Origin of the sequence: Paracoccus sp. (in: a-proteobacteria), assembly GCF_030604785.1 — a bacterium.
GTDB lineage: Bacteria > Pseudomonadota > Alphaproteobacteria > Rhodobacterales > Rhodobacteraceae > Paracoccus.
In genome coordinates this window covers 39,937-59,328 of sequence record NZ_JAUVVF010000016.1, presented here as the reverse complement: position 1 = coordinate 59,328, position 19,392 = coordinate 39,937, and the positions used below count along the sequence as shown (strand labels likewise).

At 68.7% G+C, this 19,392-nt stretch carries 21 protein-coding genes; 8 read left to right on the top strand and 13 right to left on the bottom strand.

Features of this window, described 5'->3' with window-relative positions; genetic code table 11:
• Positions 1-257, bottom strand: a 257-nt coding sequence (locus tag QAR72_RS07360; RefSeq protein WP_304616720.1) for a LysR family transcriptional regulator, incomplete at its 3' end; no start/stop codon positions are given.
• Positions 258-348: 91 nt separating this feature from the next.
• Here QAR72_RS07360 and metF point away from each other — a divergent pair.
• Complete coding sequence (metF, locus tag QAR72_RS07355; RefSeq protein WP_304616719.1) at positions 349-1,221, top strand: methylenetetrahydrofolate reductase [NAD(P)H]; 873 nt, start codon at positions 349-351, stop codon at positions 1,219-1,221.
• Between the two features lie 7 nt (positions 1,222-1,228).
• Here metF and QAR72_RS07350 read toward each other — a convergent pair whose 3' ends face one another.
• Both QAR72_RS07350 and QAR72_RS07345 read right to left on the bottom strand, forming a co-directional pair.
• A complete protein-coding gene (locus QAR72_RS07350) occupies positions 1,229-2,275 on the bottom strand; it encodes a DUF2235 domain-containing protein (protein WP_304616718.1) in 1,047 nt (348 codons plus the stop codon).
• 60 nt (positions 2,276-2,335) lie between these two features.
• Complete coding sequence (locus QAR72_RS07345) at positions 2,336-3,490, bottom strand: type III PLP-dependent enzyme (RefSeq protein ID WP_304616717.1); 1,155 nt, start codon at positions 3,488-3,490, stop codon at positions 2,336-2,338.
• A 152-nt stretch (positions 3,491-3,642) separates the two neighbouring features.
• Between QAR72_RS07345 and QAR72_RS07340 the strand changes: the two genes are divergently transcribed.
• The 4 genes from QAR72_RS07340 (at position 3,643) to QAR72_RS07325 (ending at position 7,847) form a co-directional block, all read left to right on the top strand.
• Entirely contained in the window at positions 3,643-4,074 is a 432-nt protein-coding gene (locus tag QAR72_RS07340) for an Lrp/AsnC family transcriptional regulator (RefSeq protein WP_304616716.1), read from the top strand.
• A 76-nt stretch (positions 4,075-4,150) separates the two neighbouring features.
• Positions 4,151-4,504, top strand: coding sequence for a DUF1428 domain-containing protein (locus tag QAR72_RS07335; protein ID WP_304616715.1), 354 nt, complete (start codon positions 4,151-4,153; stop codon positions 4,502-4,504).
• An 81-nt stretch (positions 4,505-4,585) separates the two neighbouring features.
• Positions 4,586-7,447 (top strand): valine--tRNA ligase, encoded by a 2,862-nt coding sequence (locus QAR72_RS07330; protein WP_304616714.1) that lies wholly within the window; start codon positions 4,586-4,588, stop codon positions 7,445-7,447.
• A 76-nt stretch (positions 7,448-7,523) separates the two neighbouring features.
• A complete protein-coding gene (locus QAR72_RS07325) occupies positions 7,524-7,847 on the top strand; it encodes a DnaJ family domain-containing protein (RefSeq protein WP_304616713.1) in 324 nt (107 codons plus the stop codon).
• Here QAR72_RS07325 and QAR72_RS07320 read toward each other — a convergent pair.
• The 3 genes from QAR72_RS07320 to QAR72_RS07310 are packed head-to-tail and all read right to left on the bottom strand — an operon-like array spanning position 7,834 to position 10,572.
• Positions 7,834-8,934: a pyridoxal phosphate-dependent aminotransferase gene (locus tag QAR72_RS07320; RefSeq protein WP_304616712.1), complete on the bottom strand. Its 1,101-nt coding sequence runs from the start codon at positions 8,932-8,934 to the stop codon at positions 7,834-7,836. The genes QAR72_RS07325 and QAR72_RS07320 overlap by 14 nt on opposite strands.
• Positions 8,934-9,170 carry an Lrp/AsnC ligand binding domain-containing protein gene (locus tag QAR72_RS07315; RefSeq protein ID WP_304616711.1) on the bottom strand — a complete coding sequence of 79 codons (237 nt, stop codon included), beginning with the start codon at positions 9,168-9,170 and terminating at the stop codon, positions 8,934-8,936. Before QAR72_RS07315 ends, QAR72_RS07320 begins: the two co-directional genes overlap by 1 nt.
• 25 nt (positions 9,171-9,195) lie before the next feature.
• On the bottom strand, positions 9,196-10,572 hold the full coding sequence (locus QAR72_RS07310) for an MATE family efflux transporter (protein WP_304616710.1): 1,377 nt from the start codon (positions 10,570-10,572) through the stop codon (positions 9,196-9,198).
• Between the two features lie 157 nt (positions 10,573-10,729).
• Here QAR72_RS07310 and QAR72_RS07305 point away from each other — a divergent pair, with 157 nt between their 5' ends.
• The 3 genes from QAR72_RS07305 to plsY are packed head-to-tail and all read left to right on the top strand — an operon-like array spanning position 10,730 to position 13,550.
• Complete coding sequence (locus tag QAR72_RS07305) at positions 10,730-11,689, top strand: aspartate carbamoyltransferase catalytic subunit (RefSeq protein ID WP_304616709.1); 960 nt, start codon at positions 10,730-10,732, stop codon at positions 11,687-11,689.
• Entirely contained in the window at positions 11,689-12,969 is a 1,281-nt protein-coding gene (pyrC, locus tag QAR72_RS07300) for a dihydroorotase (RefSeq protein ID WP_304616708.1), read from the top strand. Before QAR72_RS07305 ends, pyrC begins: the two co-directional genes overlap by 1 nt.
• The gene (gene plsY / locus QAR72_RS07295; protein WP_304616707.1) at positions 12,966-13,550 is read left to right on the top strand and encodes a glycerol-3-phosphate 1-O-acyltransferase PlsY; all 585 of its coding nucleotides are present in this window, start codon (positions 12,966-12,968) and stop codon (positions 13,548-13,550) included. The genes pyrC and plsY overlap by 4 nt, the downstream gene beginning before the upstream one ends.
• Here the strand turns inward: plsY and QAR72_RS07290 are convergent.
• The 7 genes from QAR72_RS07290 to uvrC all read right to left on the bottom strand — a co-directional run bounded on the left by QAR72_RS07290 (position 13,547) and on the right by uvrC (position 19,344).
• Positions 13,547-13,915, bottom strand: a complete 369-nt coding sequence (locus QAR72_RS07290) for a hypothetical protein (RefSeq protein ID WP_304616706.1) — start codon at positions 13,913-13,915, stop codon at positions 13,547-13,549. The two genes, plsY and QAR72_RS07290, sit on opposite strands and share 4 nt — an antisense overlap.
• Positions 13,916-14,091: 176 nt before the next feature.
• Positions 14,092-15,462 carry a glutamate--cysteine ligase gene (locus tag QAR72_RS07285; RefSeq protein ID WP_304616705.1) on the bottom strand — a complete coding sequence of 457 codons (1,371 nt, stop codon included), beginning with the start codon at positions 15,460-15,462 and terminating at the stop codon, positions 14,092-14,094.
• A gap of 71 nt (positions 15,463-15,533) precedes the next feature.
• Complete coding sequence (locus QAR72_RS07280) at positions 15,534-16,040, bottom strand: hypothetical protein (protein ID WP_304616704.1); 507 nt, start codon at positions 16,038-16,040, stop codon at positions 15,534-15,536.
• 28 nt (positions 16,041-16,068) lie between these two features.
• A complete protein-coding gene (locus QAR72_RS07275; protein WP_304616703.1) occupies positions 16,069-16,500 on the bottom strand; it encodes a molybdenum cofactor biosynthesis protein MoaE in 432 nt (143 codons plus the stop codon).
• Positions 16,500-16,751 (bottom strand): MoaD/ThiS family protein, encoded by a 252-nt coding sequence (locus QAR72_RS07270; RefSeq protein ID WP_304616702.1) that lies wholly within the window; start codon positions 16,749-16,751, stop codon positions 16,500-16,502. The genes QAR72_RS07275 and QAR72_RS07270 overlap by 1 nt, the downstream gene beginning before the upstream one ends.
• Complete coding sequence (gene pgsA / locus QAR72_RS07265) at positions 16,741-17,373, bottom strand: CDP-diacylglycerol--glycerol-3-phosphate 3-phosphatidyltransferase (RefSeq protein WP_304616701.1); 633 nt, start codon at positions 17,371-17,373, stop codon at positions 16,741-16,743. The genes QAR72_RS07270 and pgsA overlap by 11 nt, the downstream gene beginning before the upstream one ends.
• Positions 17,374-17,493: 120 nt before the next feature.
• Positions 17,494-19,344, bottom strand: a complete 1,851-nt coding sequence (uvrC, locus tag QAR72_RS07260) for an excinuclease ABC subunit UvrC (RefSeq protein ID WP_304616700.1) — start codon at positions 19,342-19,344, stop codon at positions 17,494-17,496.
• Between the last annotated feature and the right edge of the window lie 48 nt (positions 19,345-19,392).

Below are 19,392 nucleotides of genomic sequence, written 5' to 3'. Positions count from 1 at the left end.
CCCTTGAACTCGGCCTCGGTGGCGGCGACCATGGGCAGCACCTGCTCGGCCAGCCGCAGAAGGCGCATCCCCGCCGCCGACAGCCGCATGGGCTTGGCGCGGCGGACGAACAGCTCGACCCCGGCCTGTTCCTCCAGCGCCTTGACCTGATGGGACAGCGCGCTCTGCGTGATGTTCAGCAGCTCGGCCGCGCGGGCCAGACCGCCCTGTTCGTGGATCGCATGGACGGTGCGCAGATGCCGTAATTCGAGATGCATGATGAGCGGAACTCAGGTTGATCTTGAGGATTATGAATTTGTCTCACGCCGCGCCGCGTGGCACAAGAGGCGCCAACAGAAAGGAACCGCCATGTCCGCGCCCAGAATCAGCTTCGAGTTCTTCCCGCCCAAGACGCTGGAGGCATCGTTCAAGCTGTGGGAAACCGCCCGCGCGCTGGCGCCGCTGGCGCCGGATTTCGTGTCGGTCACCTATGGCGCGGGCGGCACGACCCGCAAGCTGACGCATGAGGCGGTGACCACGATCAACCGCCAGTTCGGCCTGGAGGTCGCGGCGCATCTGACCTGCGTCGAGGCCACGCGCGCCGAAACGCTGGAGATCGTGCAATCCTACGCCGATGCGGGCATCCGCGAGATCGTCGCGCTGCGCGGCGACGCGCCCAAGGGCGCCGAGCGCTTCACCCCCCATCCCGAGGGCTTCGCCCATTCGATCGAGCTGATCGAGGCCATCGCCGCGCGCGGCGACATGACCATCCGCGTCGGCGCCTATCCCGAGCCGCATCCCGACAGCACCGGATCGGATGCCGACATCGCCTGGCTCAAGCGAAAGATCGATGCGGGCGCCAGCAGCGCGATCACGCAGTTCTTCTTTGAGCCGGACACGTTCTTCCGCTTCCGCGACCGCTGCGTCGCCGCAGGGATCGACGCGCCGATCATTCCGGGCATCCTGCCGGTGCAAAGCTGGGCCGGGACCAAGCGTTTCGCCGCGACCTGCAACACGACCGTCCCCGACTGGGCGGAACAGGCCTTCCAACTGGCCGCGCTGGACGGCCCCGAGGCCGAACGCGCGCTGGCCACCAGCCTTTGCGTCGATCTGTGCGAGAAGCTGATCGAGGGCGGGGTGGACAGGCTGCATTTCTACACGCTGAACCGCCCCGAACTGACGCGCGATGTCTGCGCCGCGCTTGGCGTGCGCCCGGCGGGCGGGCTGGAAGCCGTCGCCTGAAGCGGCCTCAGGCGGGGCGGGCCGTCCTGCGGCGCAGGATGCGATGCGTCCGGTCGGCAGAGGGCGCCAGATCGCCCGTCAGCAGCGCGGGGCCGGGATAGGGAACCGGAACCGTCGCGTGCAGGCTTTCGGTCGAATAGCGCCCGACCATGCGCGGGGCGCGGGCCAGAAACAGCTTGCCCCACCGCCGCCACGACCCGATCGGGGGCGCGGTGGCATCGACCGGAAACAGCGCCTGCCAATCGGGCGGCAGCGGCAATCCAAGCGCCTGCGCCCGTTCCAGCATCCAGACCAGCGGGATGTTCGCCAAGGGGCGCGCGGGTTCGAACCCTGACAATTGGCCGCCGATATCGGGATGGGCACCGCGAAACCAGACCTGCTCGATCCGTCCGGCGGCATGGTCGTCATCCCACAACAGGGGCGCGAATGCCGCCCGCGTCTCGTCCAGCGCCAGGGCGTGGAAGCCGTGTTCGATCCCCTGGCCCAGATGCGCGTCGTGAAAGCGAAAGCGCGGCTCGGACAGCATCCACAGCAGGGGCAGGCGCAGGCCGAGCGCCATCACCGTGTCGAAGCAGCCCAGCATCCGGATCGGCGCGACATCGTGGCAGCGCCGCCGGAAGGCGGCCATTGCCTGCGCCGCGCCGCCATTGCGATAAAGATGCCAAGCCAGCCGGATGTTGCGTTCGGTCGCGTGTTCGGGCCTGAGCAGGCCGACCCGGTCGATCATCCCCGCAAGGCTGCGCAGCGCAAACGCGCCCCGTGAATAGCCCAGCATGAAGATCGGCTGGCCCGGCCGCCAGCCCGAGGCCAGCCAGCCATAAGCCTCGGCGATGCGCGCTTCGAGGATGCGGCCCGCCGCCAGTTCCGGCAGGGTGCGCCAGCGGTTCCATTGCTGGCCCATCCCGTAATGGATGCGCAGCCGCCCCGGCGCGGGCGGCAGGCCCAGCTGGCCCGTCACCAGCCGATGGATGCGCCCGATCGAGCTGCGCTGCCCGTCCAGAAGCGAGGCGAAGGTGCCGTCCATCAGCACAAGATGGGTGGTCGGAAAGCTCACGGTCATGGGCAAAGCCTAGCACAGGACCGTAAGCGAACCCTTAGCGCAAAGGAATACGTCCTAGTCCAGACGCATGACCGTGGCGTGTCCCATCAGCCCGAACCCGTTGAACCGCGTATTCGTCACGGTCGAATAGGCGCCCGCGCCGTGGAAGATGACGAAATCGCCCTCGGCCACGTCTTCGGGCAGGCTCAGTTCACCGGGCAGACGGTCGACCGAATCGCAGGTCGGGCCAAAGATCACGCGCCCGCTGCGCTCGCCCTGACGGGGACGACCCGACGGGTCCAGAACCTCGATCCGGTCGATATTGCCGATGATCGGCAGTTCGGCCAGCCCGCCATAGGTCCCGTCATTCAGGAAGACATGCGCACCGTCGCGCACGCCCTTGACCCGCGTGATCAGCGAGAACGCATCCGCGACCAGACCACGGCCCGGCTCGCAGACCAGTTCGGGCGCGTCGGCGCCGAACATCTCGGCCGCGGTCTCGCCTATCTCGCGGAAGATCGCCTCCAGGTCGGGCTCGACCCCGATGACCCGGTGCGAGGGAAAGCCCCCTCCGACATTCAGGCGCCGCGCCTGCAAGCCGGCCATGTCGCAGATTTCGCGCGCGACGCGGATATAGCTTTCCCACGCGATCGGGTCGGTGCATTGCGTGCCCGGATGGAAGGTCAGCGACGCGACATAACCCCGCTCGGCCACGCGGCGCAGGATCTCGGCGGCCAGTTCCGGCGAGGCGCCGAACTTCGAGCCGAAATCATAGGCCGCCCCCAGAACCGGCAGCTTGAAGCGGGGCGAGATCTCGACCCCCTCGCCCTCGACGGTCAGGGGAACCTGCTCGAACAGCTTGTCCAGTTCCGACAGGCTGTCCACCGACCAGGCGCGGATGCCCGCCGCCACGCCATGCGCGATCTCGGCGCGCGAGCGGACGGGGTTGTGGTAATGGCGCGCGGCGCGGGGTGCGAGGCGGCCGATCAGATCGATCTCGAAGGGCGATGCCACGTCAAAGCCACGGATGCCCGCAGCGACCAGGTTCTGGATCACGGCCTCTTCGGGGTTGGACTTCACCGCATAGGTGACAAGCCCCGGAAATCCCTCAAGAAACTGGCGCGCGCGGTCCTGCAGCACGGTCGGGGCAAAGACCATCAGCGGATGTTCGGGCGCGAGGTGCCGGACGATGTCGGCGGGATTGTCCCAGACGGTCTTGTGCTGTCCCATGGCAGTTCCTTTCGCGCGCAAGGGTGGCAGGGTCGGGTAAAAACCCAGAATGGCGCGTATGGGTTTCGATTTCACCGATGAAAAGGATAGATTTGCGCGTCCGACAAGATAATATGCCAGGATTCATGTCATTCTGACGAAGGCTGCCCCTTTTGGACGATCTGGACCGCGCCATCATCGCACAACTCTCGACCGATGCCCGCATGTCGGTGGCGGTTCTGGCCCGCAAGCTGCGCGTCGCGCGATCCACCCTTCAGGCCCGGCTGGAACGGCTGGAGGCCAACGGCACCATTGCGGGCTACACGCTGCGTCTGGGCGAGGCCGCGCGCACCGGCCGCATCCGCGCCACCGTCCTGTTGGGGATCGAGCCGCGCAGCCTGCCCGGCATCCTGTCGCGTCTGAAGGTCATGCCCCAGATCGAGCGCATCCACACGACCAGCGGGCGCGTCGATCTGCTGCTGCAACTGGCCACGGCCTCGACGGCCGAGCTTGACGACACGCTGGACCGGATCGGCGCGATCGACGGCGTGCGGTCGTCGGAAAGCCTGATCCACCTGTCGTCCAAGCTGGACCGCGCGCCCTGAGGGGCGGCTAACATCTATCGGGTTGCCATCCCGGCCCGGGGGGCCGACCATCGCCCCACAACCAGAGGAGGCGACCATGACCTATTACACCGGCTTCGTGCTGCCCGTCCCTGCGGAAAACAAGCAGGCCTATGCCGACCACGCCACGGCAAGCTGGCCCATGTTCAAGCGCCTCGGCGCGCTCAGGATGGTCGAATGCTGGGGCGAGGATGTCCCACATGGCGAGAACACGGATTTCTACCGCGCCACCAATGCGCGCGAGGGCGAGGTGCCGATGTTCTCGTGGATCGAATGGCCCGACCGGCAGACCGCCGATGCCGCCTGGGCGCGGATCATGGAGGACACCGAATCCTTCCGCATGACCGACATGCCCTTTGACGGGATGCGGATGTTCTGGGGCGGGTTCTCTCCGCTGGTGGACGAAAGCTGAAGGACCGGGCGCCGACGCAACAGGCGCTTGGCCTTTTCCGCCGGTTTCGCTAATCCCGCTGCAACAGATGGGGATTTCGCGATGACGATGGACAAGAGCTTTGACGCGGCGGCCGCCGAGGCCCGGATCAGCGCCGAATGGGAACGCCGGAACGCCTTCGCCGCCGGCGCCAATGCCCGGCGGTCCGAGACCTTCACCGTGATGATCCCGCCGCCCAACGTCACCGGCAGCCTGCATATCGGCCACGCGCTGAACAACACGCTGCAGGACATCCTGGTCCGCTGGCACCGGATGCGCGGCTTCGACACGCTCTGGCAGCCCGGCCAGGACCATGCCGGCATCGCCACCCAGATGGTGGTCGAGCGGCGCATGGCCGAGCGGCAGGAACCGGGCCGCCGCGAGATCGGGCGCGAGGCCTTCACCGCCAAGATCTGGGACTGGAAGCGCGAATCCGGCGGCACGATCATCAACCAGCTCAAGCGCCTCGGCGCGTCCTGTGACTGGTCGCGCAACGCCTTCACCATGTCCGGCGCACCCGGCGCCCCCGCGGGCGAGGAGGGCAACTTCCACGACGCGGTGATCCGGGTCTTCGTGGACCTCTACAACAAGGGCATCATCTATCGCGGCAAGCGGCTGGTGAACTGGGACCCGCATTTCGAGACCGCGATCAGCGATCTCGAGGTCGAGAACCGCGAGGTTCCCGGCCACATGTGGCACTTCAAGTATCCGCTCGCCGGCGGCGAGACCTATGAATATGTCGAACGCGACGCGGACGGCAACGTCACCCTGCGCGAGACCCGCGACTACATCAGCATCGCCACGACCCGGCCCGAGACGATGCTGGGCGACGGCGCGGTGGCGGTCCATCCCTCGGACGCGCGCTATGCGCCCATCGTCGGCAAGCTGGTCGAGATCCCGGTCGGCCCCAAGGAACACCGCCGCCTGATCCCGATCATCACCGACGAATACCCCGACCCCGATTTCGGCTCGGGCGCGGTCAAGATCACCGGCGCGCACGACTTCAACGATTACGGTGTGGCGATGCGCAACGGCATCCCGCTCTACACGCTGATGGACGGCAAGGCGCGGATGCGCGCGGACGGCCTCTCCTATGCCGAAAGCGCCGCGATCGCGACGCGCGCGGCGCAGGGCGAGGATGTGGGCGACGTCGCGGCCGTGAACCTCGTCCCCGAGGACCTGCGCGGCCTCGACCGGCTGGAGGCGCGCCGTCGCGTGGTGGACGAGATCACCGCCGAGGGCTTGGCCGTGACCTACCTGCACAAGGAGATCGAGCCCGAGACCGGCGCCGAGCATCTCGAGCGCCGCCCGATGATCGAGGCCAAGCCCATCATGCAGCCCTTCGGCGACCGCTCGGGCGTGGTGATCGAGCCGATGCTGACCGACCAGTGGTTCGTGGACACGGCCCGCATCGTCGGCCCCGCGCTGGAGGCCGTCCGCGACGGCCGCACCCAGATCCTGCCCGAGCAGCACCGCAAGGTCTATTTCAACTGGCTCGAGAACATCGAGCCCTGGACCATCAGCCGCCAGCTCTGGTGGGGCCACCAGATCCCGGTCTGGTACGATGAGGACGGCAACCAGTATTGCGCGCCCACCGAGGCCGAGGCGCAGGCCATGGCGCCGGGCCGCACCCTGACGCGCGATCCGGACGTTCTGGACACCTGGTTCAGCAGCGGCCTCTGGCCCATCGGCACGCTCGGCTGGCCCGAGCCGACCGAGGCGCTGAAGAAGTACTTCCCGACCGACGTGCTGGTCACCGGCTTCGACATCATCTTCTTCTGGGTCGCCCGGATGATGATGATGCAGCTCGAGGTCGTGGGCGACGTGCCCTTCCGCACGGTCTATGTCCACGGGCTGGTGCGCGACGAGAAGGGCGCGAAGATGTCCAAGTCCAAGGGCAACGTGATCGACCCGCTGACGCTGGTCGACGCCTATGGCGCGGATGCGCTGCGCTTCACGCTGACCAGCATGGCGGCGATGGGGCGCGATCCCAAGCTGGGGCCCAAGCATGTCGAGGTGAACCGCAACTTCGTCACCAAGATCTGGAACGCCACCCGATTTGCCGAGATGAACGGCGTGCGCGGCGGGGGGGCCCGCCCGCAGCCCGCGCACACCGTGAACCGCTGGATCATCGGCGAGACCGCCCGCATCCTGATGGCGACCGACGAGGCGCTGGCCTCGTACCGCTTCAACGACGCGGCGACGGGGCTCTATGCCTTCGTCTGGGGCAAGGTCTGCGACTGGTACGTGGAATTCGCCAAGCCACTGTTCGACGGCGAGCACGCCGAGGAGACGCGCGCCACGATGGGCTGGGTGCTGGACCAGTGCTTCGCCATGCTGCACCCGATCATGCCGTTCGTCACCGAGGAGCTGTGGGCGCTGACCGCCGAGCGCGACCGGATGCTGGTCCACGGCGACTGGCCGGAACTGGGCGCGGAGCTGATCGACGCCGAGGCCGACCGGCAGATGAACTGGGTCATCGCGCTGATCGAGGGCGTACGCTCGGCCCGCGCGCAGATGGGCGTGCCGGCGGGCGCGAAGCTGGACCTGATCGTGACCGAGGCGGACGAGGCCGCCCGCGCGGCCTTGGCCGCGAACGGCCCGCTGATCGAGCGGCTGGCGCGCGTCAACGCGCCGGCGGACGGCGCGGCGGGGCGGGGGATGATCGCGGTCTCGGTCCAGGGGGCGTCCTTCGCGCTGCCCATCGGCGACGTGATCGACGCGGCGGCCGAGACGGCGCGGCTGCAGAAGGCCGTGCAGAAGTCGCGCAAGGACGCCGAGGGCTTGCAGAGGCGCCTGTCGAACCCGAAATTCGTCGAGAACGCCGAGGCCGAGGTGATCGAGGAGACGCGCGAGAAGCTGGCCGCGCTGGAGGACGACATCGCCCGACTGGAGGCGGCGCTGGTGCAGCTGGCGGCGATGTGAGCCTGCGGCCCGGCCTGCCCGGGGGGCGGCCGGGTCATGGGTATTTCGGCAACGGAGAAACGCGGAGGAGGCGCCCTTGGGCTGGCTGGAGCGGATCGCCGAGAGGATGATGCTGAAGGCCCGCGCCGAGGGCAAGCTTTCGGGGCTCGAGGGCGAGGGGCGGCCCCTGCCCGCGCGGCCGGTCGAGACGGATGCGACCGCCGCGGGTTTCCGGATCATGGCGCAGGCGGGCGTTCTGCCCGAGGAGATCGTGCTGAAGAAGCAGGTCCAGGCCGCGCAGGCGCGTCTTGCCGGGCTGCCCGAGGGGGCCGAGCGCGCGGCCCTTCTGGCCGAGATCGCGCGGCTGCAGATGCGTCAGGCCATCGCCGAGGAGGCGCGGCGCCGCTTCATGCGCGACTGAGCGCCCGCAGCGCGCGGGGCAGCGCGTCCTCGAGGACGTCGAGCTCGTGCGGCGGGGCGGCGCTGATGCGGATGCAGCGGTCCAGCGGCGCGACACCGGGCATCCGGGCAAAGACGCCCTGCTCTGCCAGCGCGGCGATCAGGGCGCGGGCAAAGCCGCCGTCGCGATGCGTGTCCAGCGCCACGAAATTGGTCGCCGATGGCAGCGCGGTCAGGCCGTTCGCCGCGCCGATGGCCGCGATCCGGTCGCGGGCGGCTGCGACCTCGGCCACGACATGGGCAAGCCAACCCTGATCGGCCAGAGCGGCCAGCGCCCCCGCCTGCGCGATCCGGTTCACGCCGAAATGGTTGCGGATGCGGTCGAAGCCCGCGATCAGGTCCGGCGCGCCGAGCGCATAGCCGATCCGCGCCCCGGCCAGCCCGTAACCCTTGGAGAAGGTCCGCATGCGGATCACGCGCGGATCATCGGCGGCGATGTCGGGCATGGCCGAGGCCGGCGCGAATTCGGCATAGGCCTGATCCAGCACCAGCAGGCAATCGGGGGGCAGGCGGTCGAGCATCGCCTCGATCACGGCGCCGTGGTGCCAGCTGCCCATCGGATTGTCGGGATTGGCCAGATAGATCAGCCTTGCGCCGGCCGCATGGGCGCGGTCCAGCAGGGCCCCAGGGTCTTCGGCATCATTGCGGTAGGGGACCTTGTGCAGGACGCCCCCGAAGCCCGCGACGTGATAGTTGAAGGTCGGATAGGCCCCGTCCGAGGTCACGACGGCATCGCCTGGCGCGATCATCAGCCGGACCAGATTGCCCAGAAGCCCGTCGATCCCCTCGCCCACCAGGATGTTGGCGGGCGTGACGCGGTGATGGGCGGCCAGTGCCTGGATCAGATCGAAGCTGGTCGCGTCACCGTATTTCCAGATCTGGCCCACCGCCTCGCGCATGGCGCGCGCGGCCAGCGGACTGGGGCCGAACGCGCTTTCGTTCGCGCCGAGGCGGGCGGCGAAGGGTGCGCCGCGCTGGCGTTCCAGCGTCTCGGGTCCGACAAACGGAACGGTGGCGGGCAGGCCCGCAGGCAGGGGCGCGAACCGCATCAGAAGGCGCGGAAGGTCATCGTGGTCAGGGTCCGGCTGATATGGGGAATATCGAACAGCCGGTCCGAGAGGTAGCGGCCGACATCCTCGTCCTCGGGGATGTAGACCTTGGCGATCAGGTCGTAATCGCCCGAGGTCGAGAAAAGCTCGCTGACCACCTCGCGGTCATAGATGGCTTCGGCGACCTGATAGGTCTTGCCGGGCTCGCAGCGGAACTGGACGAAGACGGCGCGCATGAGACCTCCTGTTGGCGGCGGCAGGTTAGACCGGCGCGGCGGGGGCGGTCCAGTCCCCGCGCGCATGGCCGCGCCAGAAGCGCCGCATCAGAAGGACCGCCGCAACGCTCAGCCCGACGCAGAGCCCGAGCCACAGGCCAGCCGGGCCAAGGCCAAGCGGAAAGGCCAGCGCCCAGGCGGCGGGCATGCCGACGACCCAGTAGCTGAAGCCCGCGATCCACATCGGCACCTGCGTGTCCTGCACCCCGCGCAGAAAGCCGAGCGCGATCACCTGGAAAGCATCGGTCAGCTGGAACAGCGCCGCATACATCAGCAGCATCGCGCCAAGCGCCACGATGGCGCCCGCCTGAGGATCGGTCGGGTCCAGATACAGCCTGACCAGAGGCTCGGCGAAAAGCAGATAGATGGCGATGGCCAGAGCCGCGAACATCAGCGACAGGCCGACCACGGTCAGCGCCGCGTCCCGCATCCAGGCCCGGTCGCCGCGCCCCATCGCCTGACCCACGCGCACCGTGGCCGCGTTCGACAGGCCCAGATGCGCCATGAAGGTGATCGAGGTGATCTGCAGCGCGATCCCGTGCGCGGCCAGTTCGGCCGTGCCGATCCAGCCCATCATGATGTTCGAGGCGACGAACAGCCCGCCCTCGGCCACCATGGTCAGCCCGATGGGCCAGCCGATCCGCGCGACCTGCCCCATCGCCTGCCAGTCGGGCCGCCAGAAGCGCTGGAACAGGTGATAGCGCCGCGCCTTGGGCAGCCAGCGCGCATAGGCGATCAGCAGCACAAGCTGCGTCGCCTGAACGATGACGCTCGCGATGGCGGCCCCCCGAACGCCCAGTTCGGGCGCGCCCAGATTGCCGAAGATCAGCACCCAGTTCAAAAACAGGTTCAGCGGCAGCCCCGCCAGCGTGACCCACATCACGACCTGCGTGCGCTCCAGCGCCGCCAGATACGAGGCCAGCGTCACCTGCCACAGGATCAGCGCCAGCCCCCAGCCCGCGATCCGCAGGTAATCCTGCGACAGGGCCGAGACGACTGGCGTCTGTCCAAGCGCCAGCAGGATCGGCTCGGACCACCACATCAGCGGCATGGCCAGCGCGGCGAAGCCCGCCGACAGCCACAGCGCCATGCGGGCGCCACGGCGCACCTCGGTCTCGCGGCCGGCGGCGACATGGGCGGCGATCACGCCCATCACGCCGGTGCCGAACCCCATGCCCAGAAAGAACAGGATGTGAAAGAACGAGGTGGCGATGACCAGCGCCGCCAGAGGCTCGACCCCGTACCAGCCGATCATCACCGTGTCGCCCACGCCGATGGCCATGCGCGCCAGATGGCTGCCGATCAGCGGCAGACCCAACGACAGGGTCGCAAGGACATGGGGACGATAGCGGCTTTTTGTCATCCCCCGCCCATATCCTGTGCCCTTGAACCGGGCAAGAGGGACAATTGCACGTCGTGCAATATCCTGCCCGATGCGGGCGGGCAGGCCACGATGCCCCGCTTGCCGCCCTGCACCCCATCTGCGATAGATCGCGCGACCCCTGACGCAAGAGGCCGCCATGAGCTTTCGCGCCCGCCATCTGCTGGGCATCGACCATCTCAAGCCTGACGAGATCACGACGCTTCTCGATCTGGCGGGGGATTACGTCGCCCTGAACCGCCGCACCGTGAAACATGCCGATGCGCTGGCGGGCATGACGCAGATCAACATGTTCTTCGAGAACTCGACCCGCACACAGGCCAGTTTCGAACTGGCCGGCAAGCGGCTCGGGGCCGACGTGATGAACATGGCCGTCGCGCAGTCGTCGGTGAAGAAGGGCGAGACGCTGATCGACACGGCGCTGACGCTGAACGCGATGCAGCCCGATCTGCTGGTCGTGCGCCATCCCCATTCCGGCGCCGTGAACCTGCTGGCGGAAAAGGTCAACTGCGCGGTCATCAACGCGGGCGACGGGCGGCACGAGCATCCGACGCAGGCGCTGCTGGACGCGCTGACGATCCGTCGCGCCAAGGGGCGGCTGCACCGGCTGACCATCGCCATCTGCGGCGACATCGCCCATAGCCGGGTGGCCCGGTCGAACCTGATCCTTCTGGGGAAGATGGAGAACCGCATCCGCCTGATCGGCCCGGCCACCCTGATGCCCTCGGGCGCCTCCGAGATGGGGGTCGAGCTTTACGAGGACATGCGCGAGGGCCTGAAGGGCGCCGATGTCGTGATGATGCTGCGCCTTCAGAAGGAACGCATGGATGGCGGCTTTATCCCGTCCGAGCGCGAATACTTCCACCGCTTCGGGCTGGATGCCGAAAAGCTGGCCTTGGCCGCGCCGGATGCGATCGTCATGCATCCCGGCCCGATGAACCGCGGGGTCGAGATCGACGGCACCATCGCCGACGACATCAATCGCAGCGTGATCCAGGATCAGGTCGAGATGGGCGTCGCCGTCCGCATGGCCGCGCTGGACCTGCTGGCCCGCAACCTGCGCGCCGAACGCGGCCGCGCCGCCGCCGGAGAGGCCTGATGGACCTGATCTTCCGCAATGCACGCCTGATCGACCCCGAGGCCCGGACCGAGGATCTGGGCAGCCTGCGCGTGACCGATGGCCTGATCGCCGGACGCGGCGCACCCGAGGAGCCCGCCCCCGAAGGCGCCACCGTCATCGACTGCCGCGCCCGCGCGCTGGCGCCGGGCCTGATCGACTGGGGCGTCAAGATCGGAGAGCCGGGCGAACGCCACAAGGAAAGCTTTCGCAGCGCGGGCCGCGCGGCGGCAGCGGGCGGCGTCACCACGATCATCGCGCGCCCCGACACCACGCCCCCCATCGACACGCCCGAGGCGCTGGAATTCGTCGCCCGCCGCGCCAGTGACGCGCCGGTGAACATCCGCCAAATGGCCGCCCTGACCAAGGGCCGCGAGGGGCGCGAGATGACCGAGATCGGCTTTCTGACCGATCTGGGCGCCGTGGCCTTCACCGACGGCGTGCGCGTGGTGCGCGACGCGAAACTGCTGGGCCGCTGCATGACCTACGCGCGCGGCCTCGACGCGCTGATCATGGGGCACCCGCAGGAACCCAGCCTGTCGCATGGCGCGGCGGCGACCTCTGGCAAGTTCGCCTCGCTCTACGGGATCCCCGCCGTCTCGCCCATGGCCGAAGTGATGGGCCTCGACCGCGATCTGGCGCTGGTCGCCATGACGCGCGGCCGATACCATGCCGACCAGATCACCTGCGCCGCCGCCCTGCCCGCGCTGCTGCGCGCCCGCGAGGCGGGGCTGGACGTGACGGCGGGGATCTCGATCCATCACCTGACGTTGAACGAGTTCGACGTGGGCGACTACCGCACCTTCTTCCGCTTCACCCCGCCCCTGCGGTCCGAGGATGACCGGCAGGCCATGGTCCAGGCGGTCGCGGACGGGCTGATCGACGTGATCGCCAGCTTCCACACCCCGCAGGACGAGGAATCAAAGCGCCTGCCCTTCGAGGCCGCGGCCCCCGGCGCGGTCGGGCTGCAGACGCTGCTGCCCGCGGCGCTGCGGCTCTACCATCAGGGCGGACTGAGCCTGCCGCAGCTTTTCCGCGCGATGGCGCTGAACCCTGCGCGCAGGCTGGGCCTGCCGGCGGGCCGCCTGTCGGATGGCGCACCGGCGGACCTGATCCTGTTCGATCCCGACGCGCCCTTCGTGCTGGACCGCTTCGCGCTGCTGTCGAAATCGAAGAACACCCCCTTTGACGGCGCGCGGATGCAGGGCCGCGTGCTGGGAAGCTGGGTCGCCGGACATCCCGTTTTCGGAGAGCATGCATGATCCTCTGGGCCCTTTTCGGCTATCTTCTCGGATCGGTCCCCTTCGGGCTGGTCATCGCCCGCGCGCTTGGGCTGGGCGATCTGCGCCAGATCGGGTCGGGCAATATCGGCGCGACCAACGTGCTGCGGACGGGGAACAAGCCCGCCGCCTTGGCCACGCTGCTGCTGGATTCCGGCAAGGGCGCCATCGCGGTCCTGCTGGCGCGCCATTTCGGCGGCGAAAGCGCCGCTCTGGTCGCTGGCGCGGCGGCATTTCTGGGCCATTGCTATCCCGTCTGGCTGCGCTTTCGCGGGGGCAAGGGCGTGGCGACCTTTCTCGGCACGCTGATCGCGCTGAACTGGCCGCTTGGCCTGATCGCCTGCGCGACCTGGGCGGCCACCGCCGCGATCAGCCGCATCAGCAGCCTCAGCGCATTGCTGGCGGCCGCGCTGGCGCCGGTCTTTGCCTGGGGCATGGGCCGCACCGACATCGCGGCGGCGGCCGCCTTCATGGCGATCCTGATCTTCGTGCGGCACAAGGCCAACATCGCCCGCCTTCTGGACGGGTCCGAGCCCCGGATTGGCGCCGGCAGGAAACGCTAGCGCGTCGCGACCAGAACCCGGCCCGTGCGGACGGGCCGCGCCGGAGTCTCGGGCTCGGCCTCGTCCTCGACCGGCTCGTCCCGCGCGATCTTGGCCCGCGGCGCGGCAGGCTGCGCGGGCGCCTTCGCCGCGACAGGCATGGCAATCCCCTGCCGCAGCGACACCGCGATCGAGATCAGCGCAAGGCAGGCCCCGGCCAGCAGGATCAGCACGACCAGCCCCATCAGGCCCACGAAGACCGGCAGGGGCGGCACGCCCTCGGCCGCCCGCACCAGCATGACGACGGCCCCGATCAAGGCGATGACGCCCAGCCCGAAGACAGCGGCCACAAGCCAGCCGATCCACCGCATCACATCACCCCGCATCGCTCTGCCCCGGCATTGGTTCTTTTCTCCGAGGTGCCAGCACCGGCCCGCAGGATCAAGCCGGACGCTGCTCACAGTCGCGTGCGCGCGGCAGCCGTGCCACGCCTGGGCCCTCGCGCGGGCAGGGGGGTGCGGGGGGACGGCGTCCCGCCGCCGTCGCGGGACGCAACCCGCCTTCAGTAGCTGTAGGCGCCGTAGATCCGTGTCAGATCGCCCGCCCAGTCGCCGTGATAATGCGCCAGCAGGTCGTCGGCCGGAACGAGTCCGGTATCGACGCTTTCCTTCAGCGCGCTGAGGAAATGGGTCTCGTCCGGCACCAGCCCGCCCTGCCCCGGACGCGCCCGCGCCTTCAGCCCGGCCTCGGCGATGGCCAGAACCTCGCGCGCCAGATCATGCATGCGGATGCCGCCGACCTCGGCCTGCAACCCGTCCCGGCCCGCCGCGACGCGCAGCGCGTCGCGCGTTTGCGCATCCCAGCCCTTGACCAGATCCCAGGCCGCATCCAACGCGCCCTGATCATAGGTCAGCCCGACCCACAGCGCAGGCAGCGCGCAAAGACGCCGCCACGGCCCGCCATCCGCGCCGCGCATCTCGATGTATTTCTTCACCCGCGCCTCGGGGAAGACGGTGGTCATGTGGTCCGCCCAGTCCGACAGGGTCGGCACCTCGCCCGGCAGGGCAGGCAGACGGCCCTCCAGAAAATCGCGGAAGCTCTGGCCGAGCGCGTCGATATACTTCCCGTCGCGATAGACGAAATACATCGGCACATCGAGGACGTAATCCACCCAGGCCTCGTAGCCGAAGCCCTCGTCGAAGACGAAGGGCAGCATCCCGGTCCGCGCCGCATCCAGGTTCTGCCAGATATGGGCCCGCCAGGACTTCATCCCGTTCGGCTTGCCGTCGAGAAAGGGCGAGTTCGCGAACAGCGCCGTCGCCACCGGCTGCAGGGCCAGCGCGACGCGCAGCTTCTGCACCATGTCCGCTTCGCTGGCAAAATCCAGGTTCACCTGGACGGTGCAGGTGCGATACATCATCTGGGTGCCAAGCGTGCCGACCCGGCCCATGTAATCGGTCATCAGCCGGTAGCGCCCCTTGGGCATCATCGGCATCTCGTCCTGCGACCAGATCGGCGCCGCGCCCAGCCCGATGAAGCCCGCGCCGATATCGCGCGCCACGGCCTCGACCTCGGCCAGGTGGCTGTTCACCTCGTCGCAGGTCTGGTGGATCGTCTCCAGAGGCGCACCGGACAGTTCCAGCTGCCCGCCGGGTTCCAGGCTGACATTGGCGCCGTTCCGCTCCAGCCCGATCAGGTTTCCGGCCTCCAGCACCGGTGACCAGCCGAAGCGGTCGCGCAGCCCCGTCAGCATCGCCGTGATCGAGACCGGCCCCTCATAGGGCAGCGGCTTCAGCGTGGCGATGTCATAGCCGAATTTCTCGTGCTCCGTCCCGATGCGCCAATCCGCCTTGGGTTTCTCGCCGCCGGCGATATAGGCGGCAAGCTGGTCACGATGCTCGATCGGGCCGCCGCCCTGCTGGGGAATTGACATGGGGGGTCTGGCCTTTTCTTGTCCCTCGGTCGATCACAGGTGGCAAGCGCGCCCGGCCAAGTCAACCCGCCTCAGCCACGTCTCATCCAAACGGCGCGCATGGTCGCATCCCCGTCCGCCACCGCCCGCAGCGCCTGCGAGACGCGGCCTAGATCCAGCCCCGGCACCGCGGTGAAGGCATCGGCCAGCGCCTCGGCCCCGGCAGCCTCGACCGGGATCAGCAGGGCCTCTCCGCCAAGGCTGCGCAGGCGCCAGCAGGCGCGGCCCTGCACGCGGATCAGCCGGATCTCGGCCAGATCGCGCAGGGCCAGTTCGGCGCCGACGGATTCGGCGCCGAAATAGCGGATCGCGCCTTCGACGACCTCGACCAGACCCTGCGCGGCCACGACCCGGCGAAAGGCCAGCCGCCGCAGCGCGCCCAGCAGCAGCACCGCCCCCGACAGGGCCACGACCCCGCCAAGCGCCAGCAGGATCCAGCCGCCGCGAAAGGCCAGCCACGCCCCGGCCAGAGCGACGCCGGCAAAGGCCAGAACCTCGGCATGCAGACCAAGCCAGCGGCGGATTTCGGGGCGGATCATGGCCGCCAGGGGGCGGCAGAGGGCCGGGCTACCATCGCGCCAGCGAGGCCTCGTCCTCGGCCCGGGCCTCGACCCAGGCGGACGAGCCATCGCGCCGGATCTCGCGCTTCCAGAAGGGCGCGCGCGACTTGAGCCAGTCCATCAGGTAATCGGCGGCGTCAAAGGCCGCGCGGCGATGCAGGGCAGCGGTGGCGACCATCATGATCGGCTCGCCCACCTGCAGGCGGCCATGGCGATGCACGATGCGCCAGCCCGTCAGGGCGAACCGCGCGGCGGCGCCTTGGCCGTACTCGGCCAGGGCGGCCTCGGTCATGCCGGGATAATGCTCGATCTCCAGGGCGGCCAGATCGCCGTCATCGCGCACGATCCCGGTGAAGCTGACCACGGCGCCCGCGCCTTCGCCCAACGCAGCCAGCTCGCGCGCCGGATCGAAAGGCTCTGCTTGGACCCGCGCGGCCATCAGCCGCCCGTCATCGGCGGAAAGATCGCGACCTCGCGCGCCCCGACCAAGGGCGCATCAAGCCCGGCCAGCTGCTGGTCGATCGCGCAGCGCAGGGCCGCGTGATCGCCAAGCGCCGCCGCATGACCGGCAGAGCGCAAGGCCAGTTCGGCCAGCAGGTCGCGCATGGTGGCAGCCCCGGTCTCGACCGTCTCGCGTGGCAGGCCGACCCGCTCGCGCACCCAGGCGAAATACAGGACCTCAACCGCCATGACGCTGCTCCTTCAGATGCGGCAGGGCCTTGCGGAAGTAATCCCAGCCGGTGATCGCGGTCAGCAGCGCGGCCAGCCAGATCAGCGCCAGCCCGGCATGGGTCGCCAGCGCGGCCCAGCTGCCCGACCAGACCAGCCCGGCCTCGCCCACGCGGGGCGGGCGGCCATGTTCGACATAGGTCAGACCGGTCCCCAGGAACAGGACCGCGATGGCCACCATCTGGAATGTGGTCTTCCACTTCGCCAGGCTCGTGACCTTCAGGCTGCGCGAGCGGTCGCCCAGATATTCGCGCAGGCCCGAGACGAAGACCTCGCGGAACAGGATCACCGTCACCGGCAGGATCAGCCATGGGTTCATGCCGGAATAGCCGGTGATCACGACCAGCGCGATCACGACCATCGCCTTGTCCGCGATCGGGTCCATCGCCGCGCCGAACCGGCTTTCCTGGTTCCAGGCCCGGGCAAGATAACCGTCGAACCAGTCGGTGATCGCCGCCAGCAGGAACAGCGCCAGCGCCGCCCAATCCGCCCAGGGGCGATGAAAATACAGGAACATCAGCGGCACGCCGGGCGCCGCCAACAGCCGCATCAGGGTCAGGATATTGGGCAATGTCCAGCGCATGGCGGCAAGCTAGTCCCTGCCGCGGCTCTTGGAAAGGGGCCGTGGCGAAAAGCCCTTCTTCGTTGTCCAAATATCCCGGGGGTCCGGGGGCTGGCCCCCGGCGCCCTCGTTCGGGCGCGTTCAGTCTCGGGCGTTGAAATGGTCATGCACCTTCTGCGCCATCGCGGCCGAGATCCCGTCGACCGCCAGCAGGTCGGCAAGCCCCGCCCGGCTGACCGCCTTGGCGCTGCCGAAATGGGCGAGAAGCGCGCGCTTGCGGGCCGCGCCGATCCCCGCGATCTCGTCCAGGGGGTTCGCCATCGCCGCCTTGGCGCGGCGGGCGCGGTGGGTACCGATGGCCCAACGATGCGCCTCGTCGCGCAGGCGCTGCACGAAATACAGGACCGGGTCGTTCATCCGCAGTGCGAAGGGGCGCTGGCCGTGGCGGTGGAATTCCTCCTTGCCGTGGTCGCGGTCCTCGCCCTTGGCGACGCCGATCATCGGGATGTCCTCGACGCCCAGCTCGGCCATGATCTCGTGGACCGCGCCGACCTGCCCCGCGCCCCCGTCGATCAGCAGCAGGTCGGGCCAGGCCTCGGTCTGCCGGTCCGGATCGTCCTTGAGCAGCCGCTGGAAGCGCCGCGTCAGCACCTCCTTCATCATGCCGAAATCGTCGCCCGGCGTGATCTCGGTCCCCTTGATGTTGAACTTGCGGTACTGGTTCTTCATCCAGCCCTCGGGCCCGGCCACGATCATGCCGCCGACGGCGTTCGTGCCCATGATGTGGCTGTTGTCATAGACCTCGATCCGGCGCGGGGGCGCGGGCAGGTCGAAGGCCTCGGCCAGCCCCTCCAGCAGGCGCAGCTGCGTCGCGCTTTCCGACATGCGCCGGCCAAGACTTTCGCGCGCATTGCGCAGGGCGTTCGTGACCAGATCGCTCTTTTCGCCGCGCTGCGGGACCAGCAATTCCACCTTGCGCCCGGCACGTTCGGAAAGGACGGCACCGGTCAGGTCCGGGTCTTCGGGTGGATGCGACAGCAGCACCTGCCGGGGCGGCGGCTTGTCATCGTAGAATTGCATCAGGAAGGCCTGCATCACCTCGTCCGGGCTCTCGGCCCCGCCGAGCCGGGGGTAGAAGTCACGGTTGCCCCAGCTCTGGTTGCCGCGGATGAAGAAGACCTGGACGCAGGCCTGCCCGCTTTCCATGTGCAGCGCCACGATGTCGGCCTCGGCCACGCCCTTGGGGTTGATCGCCTGCACCGATTGCACTGCGGTCAGCGCCTTGATGCGGTCGCGCAGCGCGGCGGCGCGTTCATATTCCATCGCCTCGGCGGCGGCTGCCATCTCTCGCGCCAGATCCGCCTGGATCGAGGTCGTCTTGCCCTGCAGGAACCGTTCGGCATCCTCGACCAGGGCGGCGTAATCCTGATGGCTGATCCGGCCCGTGCAGGGGGCGCTGCAGCGCTTGATCTGGAACAGCAGGCAGGGCCGGGTGCGGCTTTCGAATGTGCTGTCGGTGCAGTTCCGCAGCAGGAACACGCGCTGCAACTGGGTCAGCGTGCGGTTCACCGCGCCGGCGCTGGCAAAGGGTCCGTAATAGTCGCCCTTTTCCGATTTGGCGCCGCGATGCTTCTTGATCTGGGCGAAGGCGTGGGACTTGGCCACCAAGATGTTCGGGAAGCTCTTGTCGTCGCGCAGAAGCACGTTGTAGCGCGGCTTCAGCTGCTTGATGAGGTTCTGCTCCAGCAGCAGGGCCTCGGTCTCGGTGCGCGTGGTCAGGAACATCATGCTGGCCGTCTCGCGGATCATCCGCGCGATCCGCGCGGAATGGCCCGAAGGGCGTGCATAGTTCGACACCCGCGCCTTGAGATCGCGCGCCTTGCCGACATACAGGACCGCCTGCTGGGCATCCAGCATCCGGTAGACGCCGGGGCTGCTGTCGAGCGTCCGAAGATAGTCCTGGATCAGCGCGTGGCCGGTTTTCTGTGTCATGGCTCAAAGAAAGTGATTCTGGGGCGTCGCTGCAAGTTTCGGATGAAG

Coding starts and splice junctions, on each gene's coding strand:
- metF (WP_304616719.1), top strand. CDS start 349: ATGTCCGCGCCCAGAATCAGCTTCGAGTTCTTCCCGCCCAAGACGCTG.
- QAR72_RS07345 (WP_304616717.1), bottom strand. CDS start 3,490: ATGGGACAGCACAAGACCGTCTGGGACAATCCCGCCGACATCGTCCGG.
- QAR72_RS07335 (WP_304616715.1), top strand. CDS start 4,151: ATGACCTATTACACCGGCTTCGTGCTGCCCGTCCCTGCGGAAAACAAG.
- QAR72_RS07330 (WP_304616714.1), top strand. CDS start 4,586: ATGACGATGGACAAGAGCTTTGACGCGGCGGCCGCCGAGGCCCGGATC.
- QAR72_RS07320 (WP_304616712.1), bottom strand. CDS start 8,934: ATGCGGTTCGCGCCCCTGCCTGCGGGCCTGCCCGCCACCGTTCCGTTT.
- QAR72_RS07315 (WP_304616711.1), bottom strand. CDS start 9,170: ATGCGCGCCGTCTTCGTCCAGTTCCGCTGCGAGCCCGGCAAGACCTAT.
- QAR72_RS07310 (WP_304616710.1), bottom strand. CDS start 10,572: ATGACAAAAAGCCGCTATCGTCCCCATGTCCTTGCGACCCTGTCGTTG.
- QAR72_RS07305 (WP_304616709.1), top strand. CDS start 10,730: ATGAGCTTTCGCGCCCGCCATCTGCTGGGCATCGACCATCTCAAGCCT.
- pyrC (WP_304616708.1), top strand. CDS start 11,689: ATGGACCTGATCTTCCGCAATGCACGCCTGATCGACCCCGAGGCCCGG.
- plsY (WP_304616707.1), top strand. CDS start 12,966: ATGATCCTCTGGGCCCTTTTCGGCTATCTTCTCGGATCGGTCCCCTTC.
- QAR72_RS07290 (WP_304616706.1), bottom strand. CDS start 13,915: ATGCGGGGTGATGTGATGCGGTGGATCGGCTGGCTTGTGGCCGCTGTC.
- QAR72_RS07285 (WP_304616705.1), bottom strand. CDS start 15,462: ATGTCAATTCCCCAGCAGGGCGGCGGCCCGATCGAGCATCGTGACCAG.
- QAR72_RS07280 (WP_304616704.1), bottom strand. CDS start 16,040: ATGATCCGCCCCGAAATCCGCCGCTGGCTTGGTCTGCATGCCGAGGTT.
- QAR72_RS07275 (WP_304616703.1), bottom strand. CDS start 16,500: ATGGCCGCGCGGGTCCAAGCAGAGCCTTTCGATCCGGCGCGCGAGCTG.
- QAR72_RS07270 (WP_304616702.1), bottom strand. CDS start 16,751: ATGGCGGTTGAGGTCCTGTATTTCGCCTGGGTGCGCGAGCGGGTCGGC.
- pgsA (WP_304616701.1), bottom strand. CDS start 17,373: ATGCGCTGGACATTGCCCAATATCCTGACCCTGATGCGGCTGTTGGCG.
- uvrC (WP_304616700.1), bottom strand. CDS start 19,344: ATGACACAGAAAACCGGCCACGCGCTGATCCAGGACTATCTTCGGACG.